Source organism: Ottowia thiooxydans DSM 14619, from assembly GCF_000422885.1.
Classification (GTDB): domain Bacteria; phylum Pseudomonadota; class Gammaproteobacteria; order Burkholderiales; family Burkholderiaceae_C; genus Ottowia; species Ottowia thiooxydans.
Genome location: NZ_AUGX01000017.1, coordinates 45158 through 65581 on the forward strand (window position 1 = coordinate 45158; position 20424 = coordinate 65581).

A 20424-nucleotide genomic window follows, 5' to 3' on the forward strand; every position below is an offset into this window, starting at 1 on the left:
CATGACATGAGCACATTGACACGCATCCTGGGCCTGGCGACCTTCCTGGTCTGTGCGGCCCTGCCAGCGCACGCAGCGGACCCATTCCCGCAAAAGGGCAAGGTGCTGCGCATCATCTCGCCTCTTTCACCCGGAGGCTCTTCCGATGTGCAAGCACGGGCCATTGCCAACAAGCTGTCGCAGCAGCTGGGCATTCCTGTGATGGTGGAAAACAAGCCAGGCGCATCCACAGGCATCGCCGTGCGTGAACTGATGCGCTCCCCTGCGGATGGCTACACCGTGCTCTACACGATCACGGTCACGACCAGCCAACTGCCCCACCTGTACGAAAAGCCCCCGTTCGATGTCTTCAAGGATATGACGCCGGTTGGGGTGGCAGCGCGCACTCGAACGATACTGGTGGCCACTCCAAAAGCACCGTACAGCACACTCAAGGAGCTGGTCTCCTATGCCAAAGCCAACCCAGGAAAAATCAACTACGGCTCATATGGCCTGGGTTCGTCTGGCCATGTGAACGGCGAGCTGCTCAAAGCCAATGCCGGCATCGATATCGTGCACGTTCCCTACAAGGGCAGTACCGATGCCGTGCGCGATCTGCTGGCGGGCCAGATCCAGTTCGTCTTCGACGGCCCAAGCACCGCCATATCCAATGCCAAGGGTGGCCTTGTCAAGATCCTCGGCGTAGCTGACAAGGAACGTCTGCCGGCGATTCCTGATGTGCCCACGCTGACCGAAGCCGGCGTGGCCGGCATTGATCTCCCAGGGCTGGAACAGTTCTTCGTTCCTGTAGGCACGCCCAAAGAGATAGTGAACAAGCTCAACAGCGAGCTCATGAAAGCCGTTCGCTCGCCAGAAGTCTCGGACATGTATGTGCGTGGTGGCTCAACGGTCGTGGCGAGCACGCCTGAAGAGCATGCCCGGATGATGCGCGAAGACAGCGCTCAGTGGGGCACAGTCATGCGCCGCCTGAACATCCGGGCAGATTGAGCTAAGAGCGCAGGGCCACGCTCCGGGTGGAAGTCCGCCTCTAGAATCAAGTCCAATGCCCGCTTCCTGATCCACGCCATGACCGACGACATGCTGAACCCCACCGCTACCTCCAAGGACGAGGTCAGTGCGCTTGCACGCGGCCTTGCCGTGCTGGCAGTCGTCGCCAGAGCGCCGGGAGCTCTCAGCAACCGTGAACTGGCAGATGCCACCAAAATCCCCAAGGCCACCGTATCGCGCCTGGCCGCCACCTTGGTCGCGGCGGGCTATCTGAGGCAACAGGCAGACAGCGAGCGCTTTACCCTTGGGGCAGGGGTGATGGAATTGGGTAGCGCTTATCTGCGAAAGTTCGATCTGCGCAGCCATGCCCGCTTGCATCTGGCCGAGGTGGCGGAGTTTGCCGGCGCTTCCGTGCACATGGGTGTGCGAGAAGGATTGGACATTGTCGTCATTGACGCTATCCGGCCCCATTCAGCCGTCATCCTTTCGCGCCTGGATGTCGGACTGCGGCTTGCCATTTCTTCGTCTGCCATGGGGCGCGTGTACACCGCTGCGGTGGATGCGCCCGCACGTACAGACCTTCTGACCGAGCTGCGGCAGGCCGCCGGTAAGGATTGGCGCAAACAAGCCGCCAAACTGCAAGAAGCTGAACGCGAGTATGCAGAGTACGGTTATTGCTCCTCCTTTGGCGATTGGCACCGCGACATGCACGCGATCGGTGTACCCGTTCACGGCCCTGGCGGCGAGTTATACGCCGTCAGTTGCGGAGGTCCAGCCTATTTGCTGACCGAGCGTGTGATGCGCGAAAAGATTGCGCCGCGCCTGATGGAGGCGGCGCGCGCAATTTCCAAAGAGGCTGGGCAAGCCTGAAGGCAACGCTGAGTCTTGACTGCATCAGCGTCACCTGAGATCACAAAGCTTGATCAGGAGCCTTTTACTGCCATTTCTGGCTCCACAGGCCGTGTCACTTGGAATAGGTCAGTACTGCGCGAATACCAACCGCCCCCATGCATACGGCTGATCAGCCCAAGTGCTGGCGTGTTGACGAAGCCTTGTTCCGCATCCAGCACCAGCGCATCCTCAATATGCGCTGCCAGCACCCGCCCAATCACAACCGTTTGATGAGGCCCGGTGACGAGTGACGTGAGCGCCACGCATTCCAGGGACACTGGGCTGCCCTGGATCAGCGGCGCCTTCACATGCCGGGCGGGCAGAGCAACCAGCCCGGCCTGCTCCAGCTCGTTGACCTCCGACGGGTAGTCCGCACAGGTCTGGTTCATCTGCAGGACCAGACTTTCTGGAACCAGATTTACGACGAACTCTCCGGTCTCCAGAATATTCGCTGCCGTGTCCTTCAGTGAGCCACTCGGGTGGCGCATCATGCCCAGCGCGATCGTAGGCGGCTTATGGCCCATGACGTTAAAGAAGCTGTAAGGCGCTGCGTTCACCACCCCTGCACTGGAACGCGTCGTCACCCATGCGATAGGACGCGGGGTGACGGTAGCGGTGAGGAGGTTGTAGTTGGTCTGCGCCGGTTGGGCCCCAAAATCAAAATACATGAATCAACTCTCCTCAGCTCTCCGAAACCGGTTGCACCGGTGCGCTTAACACCACCGCCTGTTTGGAACGCGTATCCACATGCAGTTGGAAAATATCAGGGCGCGAATAGTGCCCTGTAGCGTCGAAGTCGTACTTGCCACGCAGGATCTCGTTGGGATCAACCTGGGCGTACAAAATAGTTTCTCCGCTGTAGTCTGGCCCCGCCAGCACCTCGCCAAGCGGGCCGATGATGGCGCTGCCACCGCGCATCAGCACGGTGTCAGGCGCATTGCCCAGCGCGCACTCGAAATCTTCCGGGTACGCGTCACGGCGCAAATGCTGGCATGAAGTGAGTACGTAGCAGCGGCCCTCCAGGGCGATATGGCGCATGCTGGGGATCCAGGTGTCGCGATCATCCGCGGTGGGTGCGCAGTAGATTGCCACGCCCTGGCTGTACATGTAGGTGCGCAGCATGGGCATGTAGTTCTCCCAGCAAATCACCGCACCCACGCGGCCATAGGCCGTTTCGATGACGGGCATGGTGGAACCATCGCCAAAGCCCCAGATCAACCGCTCGGCCGCAGTCGGCATGAGTTTGCGGTGCTTGCCCACAAAACCCTGTTTGCCGTTGAAGTACAGCACGGTGCAGTGAAGCGTTCCACCGTCCACCTCAATGCAGCCGATCACGACCACGGAATCTGTCTCTATGGCCGCTTGCTCGATCAACGCCACTTCCTCGCCATCCAGGCGGATGGCTTGGCGGTGGTACCTTGCAAAGGCGTCACGGCCTTCTGGCTTGCGCATGCCGATGGGGGCGCCGAAGGAGTTGCCTTTGGGGTAACCACCCAAAAACGCCTCGGGAAACACCATCACTTTGGCCCCGTTGGCAGCAGCTTCTTGAATGAGCCCCACCGCCTTGCGTGCCGTGGCCATGCTGTCCTGCGGCAGCGAGGCTGCCTGGATGACGGCGACTTTGAATGGATTGTGATTGTTCATGTCTTCGCTCTCAATCGTGTGGCCTCAAGCCCGAGGCACATATTCTTCATCGATGGCTTTGGCGCGCGTGTTGGGCAGCAGAATCGAACCGATCACACCAACCACGGCCGTCACCACCACCGGGTACATCAGGCCACCGAAGATATTCCCGCTGGCCTGTGCCAGATAGGTAGCCGTAAACGGAACGATACCCCCAAAAATGCCCGCACCAATGTGATATGGAAAAGACAGCGCGGTATAGCGGATGCGAGCCGGGAACAGCTCCACCAGGTAGGCAGCCACCGGGCCGTACACCATAGCAACCACTGCCGTCATCAGCACCAGAATCAGTACGATGGTGAACCGGTCAATACGCGCTGGGTCAGCACGCTGTGGATAGCCGGCATCTTTTAGCGCCGCGGAGTAAGCCTTGGCATCAAAGCCATTCACCGTAGTGTTGCCCACCGTCATCGCGATATTCTGTCCTTCCAGCGGTGCGGCGTATTCAAAGTTGATCCCTTTGGAAACCAGCAACTTCTTGGCCTGCACACACACCTTCTTGTGATCCGGGTGCGCGCTCACCAAGGCCGCCTGCAAACCGAAATCACAAACACCTCCACTGGTGTCAGCATGGATCCGAACTGGCGTGCTCTGCATCACTTGCGCGAGCTCAGGGTTGCCAGCCTTGAGCAGGGCACCAAACATGGCGTGGTAACCCAGCGCGGCTACGAACAGGCCTGTCATCATGATCCACTTGCGGCCAATCTTGTCAGACAGCCATGCAAACAACACGAACGTAGGCGCGCCGATGAGAAAGCCCAGCACCACCAGCTCATACACCGTCTTCTGATCAATCTGCGCGGCTTGCTGCAGGAAAATCATCACGTAGAACTGGCCCGTGAAGTAAGTAGCACCCTGCCCTGCAGTCACGCCAATCAAAGCAATCAGCACCAGACGCATGCTGGACCATTGACCGAAGGTCTCCTTCACCGGGTTCTTGGAGAGGCGGTTTTCCTGCTTCATGCGGGTGAACACCGGCGACTCATGCAGCTTGGCGCGCACGTAGACCGAAATGGCCAGCATCACGATCGACAGAATGAACGGCAGGCGCCAGCCCCACTGGCGGAAGTCTTCAGGGCTCATCGACGCCTGGGTCAACAAGATAACGACCAGCGAAAGAATCAGACCCGCAGACGAGGTGATCTGAATCCAGCCCGTCAGTAAGCCGCGGCGCTTGGGCTCGCAATGCTCAGCCACGTAAATCACCGCACCGCCGTACTCACCGCCTACTGCCAGGCCTTGAATCACACGCAGGGTCAACAGCAAGATCCACGAGAGATGGCCTACCGACTCATACGTGGGAAGACAGCCGATCAAGACCGTAGCACCGCCCATCATCACCACAGTGATCAGGAAGGTGTACTTGCGGCCCCATTTGTCACCCAGGTAGCCAAACATCACCGCGCCCAAGGGGCGAATGATGAAACCCACCGCCAAAGCGCCCAGCGCAGCCAGCAAGGCCACGGTGGGGTTGTCTTGGGGAAACAGCACCTGACTCATGAATACAGCAAGCGAGCCGTAGATGAAGAAGTCGTACCACTCGAACAAAGTTCCAAGAGTGGAAGCCAGTACAACCTGACGTTCCTCCTTGCGATTCAGGGTCTGTTCCTGACCTCCCGATGGCTGCGCAATGTTCGCTTGCATGTTGCTGAGTCCCTGCGTTGAAAATTGATAATGCTGTATGCGTTAACTATTATCAATTTCAGATCCCAAACTCTCCTATTAGGGACAACCCGTATTCACCGTCATAAGCCTCACCCCTGCACTGCTAAACTCAACTGATCAGGACACGAGGAAATCGAATGGCGAGAACGTCGACTAAGGCTGACAAAGGCGGCGAGCCCAAGCCAGCCAGTGCCCGCCGAGGCATACAGTCCATCGAGGTGGGGTTCCGCATCCTGGATGCCATTCGCCAGGCGGGCCGCCCGCTGCCACTCAAAGAACTGGCGGAGTCCTGCAAACTCACCGTGCCCAACGTGCACTACTACCTGGTGAGTTTTCAAAAAGTGGGGCTCGCGCACCAGCAGGCAGACACGGGCTTCTACGGCCTCGGCCCTTATGCACTGCGTCTGGGTTTGGCGGCACTGGAGCAATTCGATGTGTTCACCACCGCTCGCCCAGCCATGGCGGAACTGGCAGCCATCACCGGGCAGACCGTATTCCTGGGCGTGTGGGGCAACAAGGGCCCGACCATCGTGTACCGGGTAGAAGGTAGTCGCAGCCGCCCGCTGCTGGAGTTGCGTGTGGGCAGCGTGCTACCGTTGCTTTCATCGGCGTTAGGCCGCAATTTTCTGGCCCATTTGCCCGCCGCCAGCACCCGTGACCTGCTGGATCAGGAACTTGCCAGCATGCGGAAAAGCGGCGAAGAGAAAAAGTACTCCATGCGCGATGTGGAAGCCATGCGCCAGGAAGTGCTCACCCACCACATGAGCCGTTGCCGGGACGCCCTGCTGCCGCACTTCACCTCCATGTCAGCACCGATTTTCGACATGCTTGGGGAAATGAAAGCAGCCATCACTGTGATGGGGCCGGTAGGCTCATTGGACGATGACCTTGACTCCGACACAGCTCGCGTCTTGATCGAAAAGGCTCAGTCCATTTCGGAAGTGGCTGGGTGGACGAAAGCCATGATATCGCCTTGAGAGCGATGCCGCGATCGACAAGCGCTGAGACGTCCTCTCATACGGGGAGACCCACTACACCCGTTCACGCTGAGCTTGTCGAAGCGCCGCGCAAGGCTTCGACAAGCTCAGCCTGAACGGTTTTTTATCGATTGAACGCCACTTTTCGATTAACGGAAAACATATGCCTCAGCGTGGTCGGCTTATATTTTTGATAGCAAATTGATATCAAGCGCCGGTCACTCAGCGTCCGGCTGACGAGAAGGCTGTGCGTCCGCGAATGCGGGCAGGGCTTGGCAGTTCGCATACACCTGGAGCACGGTGGGGCAGTGCGACAGATCGACATTGAAACGTTGAGCGCTGAACACTTGAGGCACCAGGCAGCAATCGGCCATGGTGGGGGTGTCACCTAAGCAGAATGCCGATGCCGGGCGGCGTACCAACTCCGCCTCCACCGCTTCCAAGCCTTGCGTGATCCAGTTCGCGATCCAGGCTGACTTTGCCGCCTCATCTACACCCAAGGTAGTGGTGAGGTACTTCAACACGCGCAGGTTATTAAGAGGGTGGATATCGCACGCGATACCCAGAGAAAGCTGGCGCACGAAAGCGCGGTCACCTACCGCCTTCGGCAGTAGCGGGCGGTCTGGATAGGCTTCATCGAGGTATTCCATGATGGCCAACGACTGGCTCACCGTGACACCATCATCCAGCAGAACAGGGACCAGCCCCTGCGGATTGAGTGCGCGAAAAGCTTCAGTGAACTGCTCACCACCGTTGCGCGTCAGATGAACAAAGACCTGCTCGGCAGCCAGGCCCTTAAGGTTCATCGCGATGCGAACGCGGTAGGCAGCGGAGCTACGAAAGTAAGTGTGGAGGATTCGTGTCATATACGGCCGTGACTGAAACGTTGGAGTAAGAGGCGTGACGAAGCGGGTGCTGGGCCGCGCTCAATGAGCGGCGCAGAGTAAGTCCGTCATTCACCCAGTTGCAGGAAGACGCGACCGCCTTCGATACGCACAGGGTAGCTGCGCACATCTTCTGTAATGGGCGCGCAGGTGCCCTTGCCGTCTCGCACGTCGAACTTCCCTTGGTGCAAAGGGCATTCGATCTCAAAGCCATCAAGGAAGCCATCGCACAGCCGCGCATGGCCATGGGTGCAGATGTTGTCTGTGGCATAAACACTGCCCTCGACTTTGTAGAGAGCAATGTCGCGGCCGGCGACCTGCACACCGACGACATCGTCCTCGGGCACGCTGTCTTCGTCGGTTGCATCGATCCAGGATGTGTCGTTCATGGTGGGCTCAGATGGGATAGATGACGGAATTGGGGATCATTTCGCTGTCGTAGACGCACAGGCGCTGAGAAAACTTCATGCCTTCGGGCGTGCGCACAATGACGTCAAGGTAACGGCCCACGTTGAAGACCGTCGACTCCTGCGAGAGCTTGGTGCGGAACACAGCGTAGTTGGCTTCAACCTCAAAGCGGTCCGCCTCGGCCTTGTGGATCAGCGGTGCGCCCACCACATGGCGTTGATAGTAGGGGTCGTGAAACAGAGTTTCGCGAATGCCATAGACACGGTCTTTCAGCATGCCTTTGCTCTCGAAGAAAAGCGTAGCCAGCGGAAATCCTCGTTCATGGTTCTCACGCGGGATCAGTTTGTAGACGCATTCATCGGTGAAGAACTCAGGCCATAAATCCCAGTTACCAGAATCCACCGCCTGGGCATAGTCGGCATAGAGCTGGGTGATCTGAAGGTAGTCGGCAAAGCCGATGTCAGGTGCGCGCGTCATACTCACTCCTCCGCTTCCATGATTTCCCGCCAGTACTCGTACATGCCGCGGATCAATGTCTCAGTCACCATGTGATCGGTGTCCTCAACCGCACGACCACCCATCTCCACCAGAGTGCGGTGCGAAGGCTTTTGCTCAAAGCCCATCTGCGACAACTCAATCACCTCACCATCGTCCGCGGACACAAAGCCAGCCGGGCCAAACAAGTTGGCTTGGCGCAAGCGCCGTTGTGTCATTTCCTGCGTATCGTCCTCAAAGCCAAAGTGCGTCCAGACGAAATCAAAGGAGCCGTGACCATCAGGCTGGATGTGGCGCGTGGAGACGCTGTTGACCTGCTGCTGCAAGATAACGCTGGGAAAGAGCGTGGTCATCACCGCCGTCGGCCCATTCCACCAGGGTTCAGGCACGATATCCAGGAAGCGAGGGTCGTGGAGCTGCATGCTCTCCTTGAAGCTGGAAACCTGGGTAACCTGTGAAGCACCCTCGGTCGCCTTTCCAGCGGAACCGCGCGTGGAAATCATGGCCGCATGACGGTGCTTTGCATCCATCTTCAGCTCGCTCTTGTTGTCAGCACGCCAGAGACCGAAAGTGACGAACCACGTATGAAGCAGGCCTGGGTGGTACGGGTCCTTGATGTTCTCCTGCATCAGCTTCCAGTTGCCGGGAATACGCTGGCGGTTGTATCCCAGGATCTTCAATTGGCGCCCGTTGAAAAGACGATCGAAGTAGCCCAGGATGACAGGGCCCAGAAAGTCTTCGAGCGACTCAACGCCATGATCAAAGCTTGCAAACACCACACCGCCGCGCGTAGCAACCTTGAGCTTGGTCAGGCCATGCTCTACGTTCTTGAAGTCGGCGGGCATGCCACCATTGACCTTGCCATCCTGCTTCACACCTCGCCGAAACGGCACACCTTGCAGATCACCTTTGAGGGTGTAGCTCCACTGGTGATAGGGGCACACGAAATCTTTCTTGTTCCCGTGGCGTTCGCGGCAAAACTGCATACCCCGGTGAGCGCAAACGTTCTCGACCACGCTGATGCCACCATCCACGTCGCGCACCATGATGACCGAGCGCTCGCCCACCACCGTCCGTTTGAAGTCCCCGGCATTGGGTACCTCGGCCTCCAAACCCACGTAATTCCAGTGCTTGGTATAGAAGAAGCGTTCAAGCTCCTTCTTGTGCTGATCAGGGTCTGTGTACGCCATGAAAGGAATCCGGCTCGTACCCTCGGATTCCCACTGAAGCTTGATCGGGAAGGTGGGCGCGTTGGCGGCCGTCCCGGTTTCGTTTTCGGTGGTGCTCATCACTTGTCTCCTTTTCTGACTACCAGGAACGCTGCGGTCTCAGCTTGCCACAGTCACGGTGATACCGGCCAGCCCTGCGATGTCGCCCTGCATCACATCGCCGGCAACCACGGCGTTCACACCTTCGGGCGTGCCGGTCATGATCAGATCGCCGGGCTCCAAGGTTTCGTACTCGCTGAGATAGGCAATGCACTCAGACACGGACCAGATCAGCTTGGCGACGTCAGACGACTGACGCGCATCGCCATTGACGGTGACGCTGATAGCGCCCTCCCCTACATGGCCCACATCTGCCACTCGGCCAATGCTCCCCACAGGGGCCGACTGCGCGAAGGACTTGCCAAATTCCCACGGCCGACCTTTGTCGCGGGCATCGAGCTGCAGATCGCGGCGCGTCATATCAAGGCCAGTGGCGTAACCGTAGACATGCTTCAGGGCGTCTCCCACCGCGATGTCTTTACCGCCGGTGCCAATGGCCACCACGAGTTCGATCTCATGGTGGAAATTGGCCGTCTTGGGTGGGTAGGGAACAGTCACGGGCGCCGAGGCATCCACTGCGGCGTTGGCCGGCTTCATGAAAAAGAACGGCGGATCGCGCTCTGGGTCTTTGCCCATCTCGCGCGCATGGGCGGCATAGTTGCGGCCAACACAGAAGATGCGGTTAACGGGAAAGCGCTCGGTGATGCCAGCTACGGCAAGAGAGGTCACAGCGGCGGGGGCAATGGCGTAGTTCATATGGGTTCGTGGATTAATTCAATAACCGGAGGGTTTCAGGCGCGCTGCTCACGCCATAGGCCAAGTGCCTGCTGAACGGGCCTGTCGGAGTAGCTGAAGAGCACAGTCTCAGGGCCAGCGCGCAGTTGGAGGCTGTGCCAAGAGGGCACAACGAGCACATCGTTTTCTTGCAGCGTGTAGTCGCGCCCTTCCACGCTGGCCTGTGCACTGCCTTGCAGGCAGACGTAGACCGTGCCGTCGGTACAGCGGTAGGGTTGGGTCTCAAACCCGGCCGGCAACAACTGCGAGAACGCAGCCATAGTGGGCATGGGTGAGCGGCCAGTGGCCGGGTTAACGTAACGCTGCTTGTGACCAAAATGGGCTTCAGGCGTGCCACGGGCGACCGCCTTGAGCGAGGCGATGGTGCGCTCCCAGGGATAGACGAACACCTTGGTCGGCTCGGCAGGCTGTTGGTAAAAATCAACCGGCACCATGTTGGAGCCGTAGCGGGCCAGTGCATCACCTTCAGGGCGCGTCTCAGCCTGGTATTCAGACTCGCTTTTCTCAGCGAAGCCAGCATCGAGAAACCGCACAATGGGAATATCCAGGCCGTCGAGCCAGACCACCGGCTCCTGACCGAGATTGCCGTGATCGTGCCAGGTCCAGGCCGGAGTGATGATGAAGTCGCCGCGGCGCATGGTGGTGCGCTCACCGTCCACAGCGGTGTAAGCACCCTCGCCGTCAAGCACGAGGCGCAGCGCAGTCTGCGTGTGGCGGTGTGCCGGCGCCACCTCACCAGGCATGATGAGCTGCAGGCCCGCGTACAGCGACTGCGTAATGCAGGATTGGCCACGCAGTGCGGGGTTCTCAAGAATGAGCACGCGGCGCTCGGCCTCCGCTGCGCTGATTAGTTGGCCAGCCTCCATGACCTGGCTGCGAACATCTGCATAGGCCCAGTGATGAGGGACAGCCGGCGAGCGCGGCTGCGGCGGCACCAGCGCGCCCAGCACTTCCCACAAGGGCGTCATGCTGCCCTGGCCGATACGCTCGTAATAAGCCTTGCGTTCAGCCAGCGCTTCAGGGGAATGGAGTTCGGGGGGTCTGGCGTTCATAGTTGGCTCCGATGTCTAGGCAATCGTGGCTGGCGGGCGCCGGCCTCAGGTACCGCTCGCGTAGAACGCGTCGGCGTAAATCTGTTCAGGCAGTACGCCAAGCTGGCGCACCAGCAGCGTCGCGGCTTCGACCATGGGTGGCGCGCCGCAGAGATAGGCTCGAAATCCGGTAAGGCTTTTCCAGTCCTGCGTGATGGCTTCGGTCACGAGGCCGGTACGGCAGCTGTCCGCTTTGCCGGAGGTCACGGCAATGTGCACATGAAGCTGCGGGTGCTGGCGCTGCAACGCCAGCAGCCAGTCGCGGCCATAAATGTCGCGCTCTGAGCGCACACCAAAGTAGACGTGGATGGGATTGCTCATCCCGCTATCAATCACGCCGCGGATGATGGACAAAATGGGGGCCAATCCGGTGCCGCCTGCCACGCAGAGCATGGGCCCTTCATGTTTGCGGCGCAGGTAGGCCGAGCCGAGCGGCCCGCTGACGCGCACCGCGTCGCCTACCTTCAGCGTGTTGGCGATGTAACTGGTGACCCGTCCGCCCTCTACAAGACGCACATGGAACTCGAGTTCACTGTCACCGTGCAGACCCGCCATTGAATAGGGACGAATGTGCTCTGGCGTGAACTGAAGCTGAGCATACTGACCGGGAGAGAATTCCAGCGGTTTGGCCGCTTTCAGCCTGAGACGCTTGATATCGTGAGTCTGGTCCTCAATGGCGACGACCGTGGCCTTGATGATCTTCGCAGTGTGGACCACTACCTCATCGGGCTCGGAGATTTCGACGGTGCAGGATTCGGTCAGAAAGGTCTGACAGGCCAGCACGTATTCCTCCTGGCCTGCTTGTGGCCGCTGCGCCTCACCACCGGACTCCAACACATCACCGCCCGACACCTTGCAACGACAAGTGCCACAGCGCCCGGCCAGACAGCTGTAAGACACCGGCACATCGTTGGCGCGCAGTGCGTCTAGCAGGTTGACCCCAGGGGCCACGCTAAGCGTACGCTGGAGCGGGCGCACAAAAATTTCCATTTTGTTCTGTCTAACTTTGTCTCGTGGGAAATCACGGGCCAGCCCGTATGGGCATGCTGCGATCAATGGAAAGAATGATCACCGACATAGAAATATCAGTCAATACAATGTCATCAATGTTTTTCATCATTGAAATCAATAATACTTTGTACAAAGGGAGCCCATGACATGGAACTCAAGGACATTGACCTGAACCTTCTGGTGATCTTCAACCAGCTGCTCGTGGAGAAAAAGGTAGGCAAAGTAGCGGAAAACCTGGGCCTGGGCCAGCCGGCGGTGAGCAACGCGCTAGCGCGGCTGCGCAAGCTTTTCGGTGACGAGCTTTTTCTGCGCACCTCCAGCGGCATGCAGCCCACGCCCTTCGCCGACCAGCTAGCCGAATCCATCGGCTATGCACTGAGCATGATCCATGGAGCAGTCAACGCACGCAATTCCTTTGACCCCAAGACCAGCCAGCGCAGCTTCACCATTGGCATGACCGACATCGGGGAGATTTACTTTCTGCCGTTGCTGATGAAGCAATTGCAGAAGACGGCGCCGGGCATCTCCATCAGCACCGTGCGCAACACCGCGATCAATCTGAAGGATGCGATGGAAGCCGGGCAAATTGATCTGGCCATCGGACTTCTGCCGCAGTTGAAAGCGGGATTCTTCCAGCAGCGGCTTTTCATGCAGCAATACGTGTGCATGTACCGCAAAGGCCATGCACTGAGCAAAAAGAAGTTGTCGCCCCAAGCCTTTTTCGAAGCGGACCACGTAGCCATCATCTCGGCCGGCACGGGCCACGGCCAGGTCGACGAGATTCTGGATGCCGCGTCGCCGCGACGGCAGATCAAGCTGCATGTGCCGCACTTTGTGGCCGTAGGCCACATCCTGCAATCTACCGACCTCATCGCCACCGTACCGGAGCGCTTGGCCGAACGCATGACAAAGCCCTTTGGCCTCAGCTACGTGCAGCACCCAATAGAACTACCCCAGATTGCCATCAACCTTTTCTGGCACGCCAAATACCATAAGGACACCGCCAACCAATGGCTGCGAAGCACCGTGTTCGATCTGCATGCCGATAACCGCCAGCGGGTGGTGCGCGCCTGAACCACAAAGCTGGGAACACAAGAACGCCTGATCAGTGGTGGGGCCCAGAGTCGGAGGCTGCTCTCTCCATCGAAACTGAGTCAGTTCGATGCACTCAGCTTCTTCTGAAGGAACCGCGCAACCGACCCCAGTACAGGAAGCTTGGCAAATATCTCTTCTACCGGGTCCCAGTAATCCCTGTGCACAAGCACGAGGCCATCGGGCGCATATTCGAGATAGCTCGTGCCGCAGATGGCCATGGTCTGACCTGAGTCCCGGAGAAATCTCAGCTCCCACAGCAGAAAGCCTCTGTATCCGTTGGACGCACCTTCGAGGACCGTGAAGCGAGGCTCCTTGATCTGCTTGAACATGTGGCTGAAAACACCCTTGATGGCGCGTCTGCCACGCACTTCATTGAAAGGGTCTTTGAACACCGCCTGCTCGCTGTACAGAGATACCAGATCATCCAGGCGCGCAGGGTGAAGTGTTTCGTAGGCCACGGAGAGACGAATCAGTCTTGGGTCGGATATGTCCGCGCTCATAGCTCTCATGCTCCAGTGATGCGGCGAACCGCCGAAAAATACCAGGCGTCAGGCATGCAGCGCATCAGCCGAACCCAACGTGTAAAGCGGCGTGGAAAATTCATCTCGAAGCGCCCTTCTGCCCAGCCGCGCAGCATATGCTGAGCCGCTTCATCCGGACGGATCAACGCGGGCATCTTGAAACTGTTCTGCGCCGTCAGCGGCGTTTCGACGAAGCCCGGGTTGATGATGGACACACCGAGCCCAAGGCCATGCAGATCGAGGTAGAGATTTTCCGCCAGGTTGTTCAGGGCGGCCTTGGTGGGACCGTAGGCCAGCGACATCGGAAGCCCGCGGTACCCTGCCACCGAACCGACCAATGACAGATGGCCGCGGCCTGCAGCCAGCAACATGGGCAGCACCGCTTCGAGTAAATGCAGCGCGCCACCATAGTTCACGGCCAAATGGCGTTGCATTTCAGGAAGGTCGAACTGGGTGGCACGCTGCGCCTGGTAATGACCGACGCAGTAGAGAATCAGGTCCGGAACACCGCCGCCATGTGCGAACACGGCCTGAGCTGCCGCCGCAACGGCTCCGGCATTGGTGACATCCAAAGGCACGGACAGGCACCCGGTGCGTCCGAGCACAAAATCCTTCAGCGCCGCATCATCGCGCGCGGAAACGATCACGCGAGCGCCCTGGCTGTACAACGCTTCCGCCGTCGCCCGCCCTATGCCTGACGACGCCCCAAGGATCCAGGCCGACCGTCCCTTCCAGTCGGTCAGCGGCGGGTTGAGGCCCTTGGATGACAGCAGCATGCCATCACTCCTTGATGAAGGTCAGCGTGATATCGCCCAGATGCACGCCGAACTTGCTCATGGCGGCTCGGTTGAGCATGATCCGGTCGTCCATCTGGTACATCCAGTCGTCCATGCTGACATTCCAGACTCTCCCGTCCACGGGCAGGGCCAGCACATAGTTCCAGTGGAAAGCATTGCCCGCAGTCTGGCCATTGGCCTCCCCGACCACATCGTCCGCCTTGCCGCTGTAGCGGCCTTCGCCCAAGTGCGTGAGGCGCCATACGCGCTGCTGCGTGCTGCCATCGCTGTAATCAAAGTGCTCATCAAGCACGCCCTCGTTGCCGTTCCAGCGGCCCGTCATGCGCACTTTGAAACGCTTGACCACCTTGCCCGAGCGATCCGTGAAGATGCCGTGAGCCGTCAGCGGACCGTTGAAGTATTGCCTCAGGTCCAGTACGGGACGCTCCTTGGCGTACTCTTGCACCGAAGGGGCTGCGCACCCTACCAGGAACACCGCGAGGAATGCCGCGAGGAATGCCGCGAATGTGGCGCCCATGCAGAGCCGACGCAGCGACAAAAAGGGACTTGAAAATAACGCGTGCTTCATGCGAGCCTCCAGGATGAATGCAGGCGTTCTGCACGCCAGAGAAAAGCGACCGCCGTCAACTTGAGCAGACAAGGCAGACCGCCATAAGCCCAAGCCAGCGCCTGCAAACCGGCCGGGTCTGTGCCGCCACTGGAGTAACCCGCAGCGGAAAGCAGAGGCAATGCGAGGCCAGCGGCCAAAGCGAGATTGAGTTTGGTCGCGCAGCTCCACCAGCCCACGTACCGGCCCTCACCGCGCCCGCCTTCGCCAGACTCGTGGATCACGCCAGTCAGCAAAGCGCCCGGCAGGACCAAATCCGCACCCAGCGCCAAGCCGCTCGCCAGGCAGATCGCCGCGAACGCCACTGAATCGCCCACTCCCAGCCAAGGAGTGAAGCCAAAAGCGAGCACACTGGCCAGCATGCCCGCACGCCAAGTGGGGGCCAAGCCCCAGCGCGCCACTGCTTTCACCCAAAGCGGCAGACCCAAGGCGGCGGCGCCGAAATAGCACAGCAGCAGCACCGGTTGCAGCGACGGCGCTTGCAGCTGATCGGCGATAAAAAAGGGGAGCAATGTGGCGGGGATGGCAGCAGCTACGCCGTTGAGCATAAACACGGTGAGCAGCCGCTTGAAGCCTGCGTTCCTCCAAGGCGACGTCTCGCGGGTGGAGGCGGTTGCCGACACCACGACGCGTGGAGCTTTGAGCTGAGATAACCCCACCAGCCCCAGCGCCAAGCCAAGTGCCAGAACGACGCCGGTTGCATCAAAACCCAGCCAGATTGGCAACACGCTAGCCAGCAGCACACCCGCCAAGGTGGAGCCCTCACGCCACGCTGTGACGCGCGCACGCCATGTCGGCTCCCCACCCCAGCGGGTTCCCCAGGCTTGGTGAAGTATGGTGACCGCGCTGTAGGCCAAGGTGCATACCAGCAAGCTGGCGGCGAGCCAGCCCAGCATCGCAGCCTCTCCATCCAACGGTGGATGCCAGAGAGCAAAAAAGCCCAGCGCCATCAACACGCTACCCAAAGCCGCCAAACACCAAGCCGGAAACGGCCCCCGGTGCAACAGGCGATCAGCCAGGCGCCCCAAGGCGGGGTCCAAAAAGGCATCAAAAGCGCGGGTGGCCAACAACACGGCGCCCAGCCCGGCGAGCGGCGCACCCGCCACGGAGGCATAGTGGTGCGGGAGGCTCACATACAGTGGCAATGACGCGAAGGCCAAAGGAGCAGCCAGCCCACCATAGGCCAACCCGGTTTGCCAGGACAGCGGTTGGGTGGCAATGGTCGGAGTCATGACTCGGTCACAAGCGATCAGCTCAACCCAAGCAGTGCCGTGCGCAGCGCAGGTGAAGAGCTTTGAGGTGCAAGCCAGATACCGAAGAAAAGGCGGGCGTACTCGGCGTCTCGTATGCGAACGGTCTGCTTGCCGTTATGGACGAAGCTCACCTCCCCTTGTCCATCGCAAAGACCTAGCAGGCGGTCCCCGGCTGCCACGTCGGGAAAGGCCTGCGTCATCAGTGCGAGCCACTGCCGAGACTGCTCTTCCGTGAAGTTTCCGACCCTGCGCATTTCAGCGATAGAGCGCTCAGCTATGGCTTTGCCTTCCAGCTTACGCTCATAGACCAACTCCAGCGCGAACGCGTGCTGGGCATAGTTTTCCGGCAAGAACCCAGGCGCCGCCCATAGCCGAGCCTCGTAAACACGCAAGCCGAAGAAACGCAACACGCCCGTTCCCACCAAGCGCGCGGCAGGCAAGGCGGTGCGTAGCTCCACCGGAAGGTCTGCAGTCGTGGTCATGGCGTTTAGTTGTTTGGACATGGCAATGGGAGAAGAAAAAATGACGTTGGCGGCGCCCCACGCCAGTGCTTGGCGGCGTCGTATGGAGGTCATGACAGGGGTTTGCGCAAAGTGAACTGGACAACGTCGGTGTTACCGGTTTCAAAGGCGGCTTCGCAGTAGGCGAGGTAGAAGGTCCAGATGCGCACAAAGCGTTCGTCAAAGTTTTGCCCCAGAACGGATTCAATGTTCTCCCCAAAGGCGTGGCGCCAGCGCCTCATGGTTTCTGAATAGTCACGCCCGAAGGCCATTCGGCCCTCGACGACCAAGCCCGCGCGCTGCGCCTCTTGCTCGAAAGCCGGGATGCTGGGCAACAAGCCGCCTGGGAAGATGTACTGCTGTATGAAATCAGTGGAGCGTAGATAGCGCGCGAACAGATCCTCGCGCAGCGTGATCGTCTGGATGCAAGCGTACCCGCCGGGCTTGAGGCAATCTCGCAGTGTTTCAAAGTAGCCGCGCCAGTACTCGCGACCTACGGCTTCAAACATTTCTATGGAAACGATCGCGTCCACTGGCTGACCCGCATACAGCGCGGGGAGATCGCGGTAGTCTTGATAGCGCAACTGCACCTGCCCATCCAAGCCCGCCTCACGCACGCGCTGCTGCCCCCACAGCAACTGCTCGCGCGACAGCGTTACACCCGTAACCTGCGCTCCCCGTTCGCGTGCAGCCGTCTCTGCCAGGCCGCCCCAGCCGCAGCCTATCTCCAGCAGGTGCTGGCCGGGCTGCAGCCGTACCTCGTCCAGAGTGCGCCGCATCTTGGCTTGCTGGGCGGCCTGAAGATCGGCCTGCCGCAGCGCCTCGCCTTCGCGCCCTTCGAACCACGCGGCGCTGTAACTCATACCCGGATCCAGCCATAGACGGTAGAAGTCGTTGCCCAGATCGTAGTGCGCATGAATGTTCCGGGCGCTGCCCGAACGCGAGTTGCGTTGCAACAGATGTCTCAGCCGGTAGCCCAAACGACCCCACCAGCTACCGTAGACCAGGCGTTCTACATGGTCGCGGTTTTCCATGCATAGGCGCAGCAGTGCGGGCAAGTCCGGGCTGCCCCATTCGCCTGCAATATAGCCTTCGGCCAGGCCGATGTCGCCCGATGCCAGTATGCGCTCCAGGGCCTGCCAGGTATGCAGCACACATCGCCCATCCGCATGGCCCGAATGGGGCTGCTCTGATAGATGCAGCAGACGACCATCAGGCAGTTCCAGATCGAGTTGCCCGCGCGGCAACCGATGAAGAAGATTCAGCACACGGCGCGCGTTCCTGGGAGTGTGTCGCGGTGGTGAGGCGGAAGGGCTCAACCGGGGGGCGGCGGTGGTGGTGTTCATCGTGTGACGAAGCGCTTGGGCTTCGAGGGTTTGCCATGGAAAGGCACGCGCTTAGCCCAAAGGCGCAGCGCCTGCCAATGAATGCGAGCAATGACGCCTAGCGTCATCAACGGCGTTCCGAAGAAGGCGCGGCGCACGCTGGTGCTGTTCAGGGCCTCCAGCACGCCACCTACGCTGGTCTGCAGCAGGGGACCCTGGTCATCGTGCAGGTCCACGCGCGCCAAGATCCGACCATCACCGTACTCGAACCTGAAACGGTACTCACCCCGCACCTCGCAAAATGGTGAGACATGGAACTGCTTGACAGCGGACTGCTCCAGACCCCAATCCAGGCTGGGCCCGGCCAGAAGATAGGCATGGCGTTCGCCGAAGGTGTTGTTCACCTCCACCAACACGGCGGCCAACGTGCCATCTGCGCGGTGGGCATACCAGAAGCTCACGGGTTTGAACACATAGCCGAGCACGCGTGGAAAGGTGTGCAACCAGACTTCGCCATCCGCATCTGAAATTCCCTCGGTTTCCAGCAAATGCTCGAACCATGCCAGCGCATCAGCGCCGCCCTCGCCATGGTCAGTGTCGTGAAAACTGATCCAACCGCGCCGGTTGCGCTTTAGCACGGCATCAGCTTGCAAGCGCAAGCTGCGCATGGGCAGCATAAGAAAGTAGCCTGGATAGCGGAACGAATGCTCCACAGGCCTAAGGCGGCGGTGCCACACATGTCCGAAGCCGAGCAGCGGGCGGGCATTCATGCGACACACTCGGCAGCAGTTTTGGCAGGCAGAGACGCTAACGTCTGCAGAAGTCCATCGGCCGCCTCCAGACCCGAACGCAAACCATCTTCGTGGAAACCATAGCCGCACCACGCGCCACAAAACCAGGTTCGACCTTGCCCCTGCAAAGATCCCACCCTGCTTTGCGCCTCAATGGCCTTCAGGTCGAAGACCGGATGGCTGTACTCGATGCGCGCGTGAACCCTGCGCTCATCGAGGGGGCGCACCGGATTCAGCGACACCATGACAGGCCGTTTCCAAGGCAGGGGTTGCAAACGATTGAGCAGATAGTGAAGGCAAACCCCGGCCTCCTCCGTTCCTGAGTCGGTGGCGCGCTCGTAATTCCAGGCCGCCCACGCTGCCCGGCGTTGGGGTAGAACGCTCGAATCGGTATGAAGCACCGCCAGATTCGGCTGGTATCGGATGGCGCCCAAGACGCTTCGCTCTGCGGGTGTGGCATCTGCGCCCAACAGGCTCAACGCCTGATCGCTGTGGCAGGCCAGAACCACATGATCGAACTGCTCCAGGCGATGCTCAGTCTCGATCAGCACGCCCTGAGGCAAGCGGCGCAGACTCAGCACAGATGTACGCAGACGCGCGCCGTGCCGGCCGTCGTGCATCAGCCCCGCCACCATGCGCCGAACGTACTGGCGTGAGCCGCCGCGCACCGAATACCACTGAGGTCTTTCCGTGACCTGAAGCAGGCCGTGGTTGTGGCAGAAGCGGATCAACGTGGCCACAGGAAAACGCAGCATCTGATCGGTAGGGCAAGACCAGATGCTGCCAAGCATTGGCAGCAGGTAGTCCTCACGAAAGCCTGGACCGAAACGGTAGTCGGCCAGAAAATCCGCAATAGAGCTTCGCAGTTGAGCCTCATCCCCCTTCAACGCCAGGCGAGTGGCCAAGCGGTTGAAGCGCGCAATCTCAGCGAGCATGCTGAGAAACCGAGGCCGCAACAAATTGCGCCGCTGTGCGAACACCCCGCTCAACGAAGTGCCGCTCCACTCAAGGCCAGCCCGGCCATCGGGCATCGGTACCTGCACCGAAAACGACATCTCTGCAGCGACCGTCTGCACTTTGAGGTCCTCAAACAAACGGGTGAGCAGAGGATAGGTTTGGTGATTGAAAACCAGAAACCCCGTGTCTACGCCTTGGCTCACACCATCGAGCGTGAGATCGAAGGTATTGGCATGGCCGCCGAAATGACTTCCCGCCTCGAACAGCGTCACGCGATGCTGGCCTGGCGCTTCAGCTAGCCGGCGCGCCGCAGCCAACCCCGCTACACCCGACCCAATGACAGCAATGCGATGCATGGAAGCCTTTCATGGAAAACAAGCAGCGGAAAACAAGCCGCCGATACCATAAAGATCAATTTGTGAA

22 protein-coding genes are annotated in these 20424 nt (G+C 59.8%); 4 read left to right on the forward strand and 18 right to left on the reverse strand.

Annotation, left to right across the window (positions count from 1 at the left end):
- Nucleotides 1-6: 6 nt before the first annotated feature.
- Together G518_RS0116175 and G518_RS0116180 are read left to right on the forward strand one after the other, a co-directional pair.
- Nucleotides 7-987, forward strand: a complete 981-nt coding sequence (locus G518_RS0116175; protein ID WP_028603444.1) for a Bug family tripartite tricarboxylate transporter substrate binding protein — start codon at nt 7-9, stop codon at nt 985-987.
- Between the two features lie 78 nt (nt 988-1065).
- A complete protein-coding gene (locus tag G518_RS0116180; RefSeq protein WP_051236835.1) occupies nt 1066-1857 on the forward strand; it encodes an IclR family transcriptional regulator in 792 nt (263 codons plus the stop codon).
- Nucleotides 1858-1910: 53 nt separating this feature from the next.
- On the opposite strand, the gene G518_RS0116185 is transcribed toward G518_RS0116180, so the two are convergent.
- Genes G518_RS0116185 through G518_RS0116195 form a run of 3 tightly spaced genes read right to left on the reverse strand, consistent with a single transcriptional unit; the run spans nt 1911 to nt 5205 of the window.
- Nucleotides 1911-2546, reverse strand: a complete 636-nt coding sequence (locus G518_RS0116185) for a flavin reductase family protein (protein ID WP_028603446.1) — start codon at nt 2544-2546, stop codon at nt 1911-1913.
- Between the two features lie 13 nt (nt 2547-2559).
- On the reverse strand, nt 2560-3522 hold the full coding sequence (locus tag G518_RS0116190) for a carbon-nitrogen hydrolase family protein (protein WP_028603447.1): 963 nt from the start codon (nt 3520-3522) through the stop codon (nt 2560-2562).
- Nucleotides 3523-3546: 24 nt separating this feature from the next.
- On the reverse strand, nt 3547-5205 hold the full coding sequence (locus G518_RS0116195) for an MFS transporter (protein WP_028603448.1): 1659 nt from the start codon (nt 5203-5205) through the stop codon (nt 3547-3549).
- Nucleotides 5206-5363: 158 nt separating this feature from the next.
- Here G518_RS0116195 and G518_RS0116200 point away from each other — a divergent pair, with 158 nt between their 5' ends.
- Nucleotides 5364-6203, forward strand: coding sequence for an IclR family transcriptional regulator (locus G518_RS0116200; protein WP_028603449.1), 840 nt, complete (start codon nt 5364-5366; stop codon nt 6201-6203).
- Between the two features lie 218 nt (nt 6204-6421).
- Here G518_RS0116200 and maiA read toward each other — a convergent pair whose 3' ends face one another.
- From maiA to G518_RS0116235, 7 genes are all read right to left on the reverse strand, one after another.
- Nucleotides 6422-7069, reverse strand: a complete 648-nt coding sequence (maiA, locus tag G518_RS0116205) for a maleylacetoacetate isomerase (protein ID WP_028603450.1) — start codon at nt 7067-7069, stop codon at nt 6422-6424.
- Nucleotides 7070-7155: 86 nt separating this feature from the next.
- Nucleotides 7156-7476, reverse strand: coding sequence for a non-heme iron oxygenase ferredoxin subunit (locus G518_RS0116210; RefSeq protein ID WP_028603451.1), 321 nt, complete (start codon nt 7474-7476; stop codon nt 7156-7158).
- 7 nt (nt 7477-7483) lie between these two features.
- Nucleotides 7484-7972: an aromatic-ring-hydroxylating dioxygenase subunit beta gene (locus G518_RS0116215; RefSeq protein ID WP_028603452.1), complete on the reverse strand. Its 489-nt coding sequence runs from the start codon at nt 7970-7972 to the stop codon at nt 7484-7486.
- A gap of 2 nt (nt 7973-7974) precedes the next feature.
- Entirely contained in the window at nt 7975-9279 is a 1305-nt protein-coding gene (locus G518_RS0116220; protein ID WP_028603453.1) for an aromatic ring-hydroxylating dioxygenase subunit alpha, read from the reverse strand.
- A gap of 39 nt (nt 9280-9318) precedes the next feature.
- Entirely contained in the window at nt 9319-10014 is a 696-nt protein-coding gene (locus tag G518_RS0116225) for a fumarylacetoacetate hydrolase family protein (protein ID WP_028603454.1), read from the reverse strand.
- 35 nt (nt 10015-10049) lie between these two features.
- Nucleotides 10050-11105, reverse strand: coding sequence for a gentisate 1,2-dioxygenase (gtdA, locus tag G518_RS0116230; protein ID WP_028603455.1), 1056 nt, complete (start codon nt 11103-11105; stop codon nt 10050-10052).
- Nucleotides 11106-11150: 45 nt separating this feature from the next.
- Nucleotides 11151-12134, reverse strand: coding sequence for a 2Fe-2S iron-sulfur cluster-binding protein (locus tag G518_RS0116235; protein ID WP_028603456.1), 984 nt, complete (start codon nt 12132-12134; stop codon nt 11151-11153).
- Nucleotides 12135-12302: 168 nt separating this feature from the next.
- On the opposite strand from G518_RS0116235, the gene G518_RS0116245 reads away from it, so the two are divergent.
- The gene (locus G518_RS0116245) at nt 12303-13229 is read left to right on the forward strand and encodes a LysR family transcriptional regulator (RefSeq protein WP_028603457.1); all 927 of its coding nucleotides are present in this window, start codon (nt 12303-12305) and stop codon (nt 13227-13229) included.
- An 80-nt stretch (nt 13230-13309) separates the two neighbouring features.
- On the opposite strand, the gene G518_RS0116250 is transcribed toward G518_RS0116245, so the two are convergent.
- Genes G518_RS0116250 through G518_RS0116285 form a run of 8 tightly spaced genes read right to left on the reverse strand, consistent with a single transcriptional unit; the run spans nt 13310 to nt 20357 of the window.
- A complete protein-coding gene (locus G518_RS0116250; RefSeq protein ID WP_028603458.1) occupies nt 13310-13750 on the reverse strand; it encodes a nuclear transport factor 2 family protein in 441 nt (146 codons plus the stop codon).
- A 5-nt stretch (nt 13751-13755) separates the two neighbouring features.
- On the reverse strand, nt 13756-14547 hold the full coding sequence (locus G518_RS0116255; protein WP_028603459.1) for an SDR family NAD(P)-dependent oxidoreductase: 792 nt from the start codon (nt 14545-14547) through the stop codon (nt 13756-13758).
- A gap of 4 nt (nt 14548-14551) precedes the next feature.
- The gene (locus G518_RS0116260; RefSeq protein WP_028603460.1) at nt 14552-15136 is read right to left on the reverse strand and encodes a DUF3833 domain-containing protein; all 585 of its coding nucleotides are present in this window, start codon (nt 15134-15136) and stop codon (nt 14552-14554) included.
- The gene (locus G518_RS0116265; RefSeq protein WP_028603461.1) at nt 15133-16407 is read right to left on the reverse strand and encodes an MFS transporter; all 1275 of its coding nucleotides are present in this window, start codon (nt 16405-16407) and stop codon (nt 15133-15135) included. The genes G518_RS0116260 and G518_RS0116265 overlap by 4 nt, the downstream gene beginning before the upstream one ends.
- Nucleotides 16408-16424: 17 nt before the next feature.
- Nucleotides 16425-17003 carry a chalcone isomerase family protein gene (locus G518_RS0116270; protein WP_211231724.1) on the reverse strand — a complete coding sequence of 193 codons (579 nt, stop codon included), beginning with the start codon at nt 17001-17003 and terminating at the stop codon, nt 16425-16427.
- Nucleotides 17000-18274: an SAM-dependent methyltransferase gene (locus G518_RS0116275; protein ID WP_028603463.1), complete on the reverse strand. Its 1275-nt coding sequence runs from the start codon at nt 18272-18274 to the stop codon at nt 17000-17002. The genes G518_RS0116270 and G518_RS0116275 overlap by 4 nt, the downstream gene beginning before the upstream one ends.
- Nucleotides 18271-19023, reverse strand: coding sequence for a DUF1365 domain-containing protein (locus G518_RS0116280; RefSeq protein WP_028603464.1), 753 nt, complete (start codon nt 19021-19023; stop codon nt 18271-18273). Before G518_RS0116280 ends, G518_RS0116275 begins: the two co-directional genes overlap by 4 nt.
- Nucleotides 19020-20357 (reverse strand): NAD(P)/FAD-dependent oxidoreductase, encoded by a 1338-nt coding sequence (locus tag G518_RS0116285; protein WP_028603465.1) that lies wholly within the window; start codon nt 20355-20357, stop codon nt 19020-19022. The genes G518_RS0116280 and G518_RS0116285 overlap by 4 nt, the downstream gene beginning before the upstream one ends.
- Nucleotides 20358-20424: the final 67 nt, after the last annotated feature.

What these genes read in the sequence shown, in the direction of transcription:
- G518_RS0116280 (WP_028603464.1), bottom strand. Translation starts at nt 19,023, where the DNA reads ATGAATGCCCGCCCGCTGCTCGGCTTCGGACATGTGTGGCACCGCCGC.
- G518_RS0116265 (WP_028603461.1), bottom strand. Translation starts at nt 16,407, where the DNA reads ATGACTCCGACCATTGCCACCCAACCGCTGTCCTGGCAAACCGGGTTG.
- gtdA (WP_028603455.1), bottom strand. Translation starts at nt 11,105, where the DNA reads ATGAACGCCAGACCCCCCGAACTCCATTCCCCTGAAGCGCTGGCTGAA.
- G518_RS0116250 (WP_028603458.1), bottom strand. Translation starts at nt 13,750, where the DNA reads ATGAGCGCGGACATATCCGACCCAAGACTGATTCGTCTCTCCGTGGCC.
- G518_RS0116285 (WP_028603465.1), bottom strand. Translation starts at nt 20,357, where the DNA reads ATGCATCGCATTGCTGTCATTGGGTCGGGTGTAGCGGGGTTGGCTGCG.
- G518_RS0116275 (WP_028603463.1), bottom strand. Translation starts at nt 18,274, where the DNA reads ATGAACACCACCACCGCCGCCCCCCGGTTGAGCCCTTCCGCCTCACCA.
- G518_RS0116210 (WP_028603451.1), bottom strand. Translation starts at nt 7,476, where the DNA reads ATGAACGACACATCCTGGATCGATGCAACCGACGAAGACAGCGTGCCC.
- G518_RS0116220 (WP_028603453.1), bottom strand. Translation starts at nt 9,279, where the DNA reads ATGAGCACCACCGAAAACGAAACCGGGACGGCCGCCAACGCGCCCACC.
- G518_RS0116190 (WP_028603447.1), bottom strand. Translation starts at nt 3,522, where the DNA reads ATGAACAATCACAATCCATTCAAAGTCGCCGTCATCCAGGCAGCCTCG.
- G518_RS0116235 (WP_028603456.1), bottom strand. Translation starts at nt 12,134, where the DNA reads ATGGAAATTTTTGTGCGCCCGCTCCAGCGTACGCTTAGCGTGGCCCCT.
- G518_RS0116185 (WP_028603446.1), bottom strand. Translation starts at nt 2,546, where the DNA reads ATGTATTTTGATTTTGGGGCCCAACCGGCGCAGACCAACTACAACCTC.
- G518_RS0116195 (WP_028603448.1), bottom strand. Translation starts at nt 5,205, where the DNA reads ATGCAAGCGAACATTGCGCAGCCATCGGGAGGTCAGGAACAGACCCTG.
- G518_RS0116260 (WP_028603460.1), bottom strand. Translation starts at nt 15,136, where the DNA reads ATGAAGCACGCGTTATTTTCAAGTCCCTTTTTGTCGCTGCGTCGGCTC.
- G518_RS0116215 (WP_028603452.1), bottom strand. Translation starts at nt 7,972, where the DNA reads ATGACGCGCGCACCTGACATCGGCTTTGCCGACTACCTTCAGATCACC.
- G518_RS0116270 (WP_211231724.1), bottom strand. Translation starts at nt 17,003, where the DNA reads ATGACCTCCATACGACGCCGCCAAGCACTGGCGTGGGGCGCCGCCAAC.
- maiA (WP_028603450.1), bottom strand. Translation starts at nt 7,069, where the DNA reads ATGACACGAATCCTCCACACTTACTTTCGTAGCTCCGCTGCCTACCGC.
- G518_RS0116255 (WP_028603459.1), bottom strand. Translation starts at nt 14,547, where the DNA reads ATGCTGCTGTCATCCAAGGGCCTCAACCCGCCGCTGACCGACTGGAAG.
- G518_RS0116225 (WP_028603454.1), bottom strand. Translation starts at nt 10,014, where the DNA reads ATGAACTACGCCATTGCCCCCGCCGCTGTGACCTCTCTTGCCGTAGCT.
- G518_RS0116245 (WP_028603457.1), top strand. Translation starts at nt 12,303, where the DNA reads ATGGAACTCAAGGACATTGACCTGAACCTTCTGGTGATCTTCAACCAG.
- G518_RS0116180 (WP_051236835.1), top strand. Translation starts at nt 1,066, where the DNA reads ATGACCGACGACATGCTGAACCCCACCGCTACCTCCAAGGACGAGGTC.
- G518_RS0116200 (WP_028603449.1), top strand. Translation starts at nt 5,364, where the DNA reads ATGGCGAGAACGTCGACTAAGGCTGACAAAGGCGGCGAGCCCAAGCCA.
- G518_RS0116175 (WP_028603444.1), top strand. Translation starts at nt 7, where the DNA reads ATGAGCACATTGACACGCATCCTGGGCCTGGCGACCTTCCTGGTCTGT.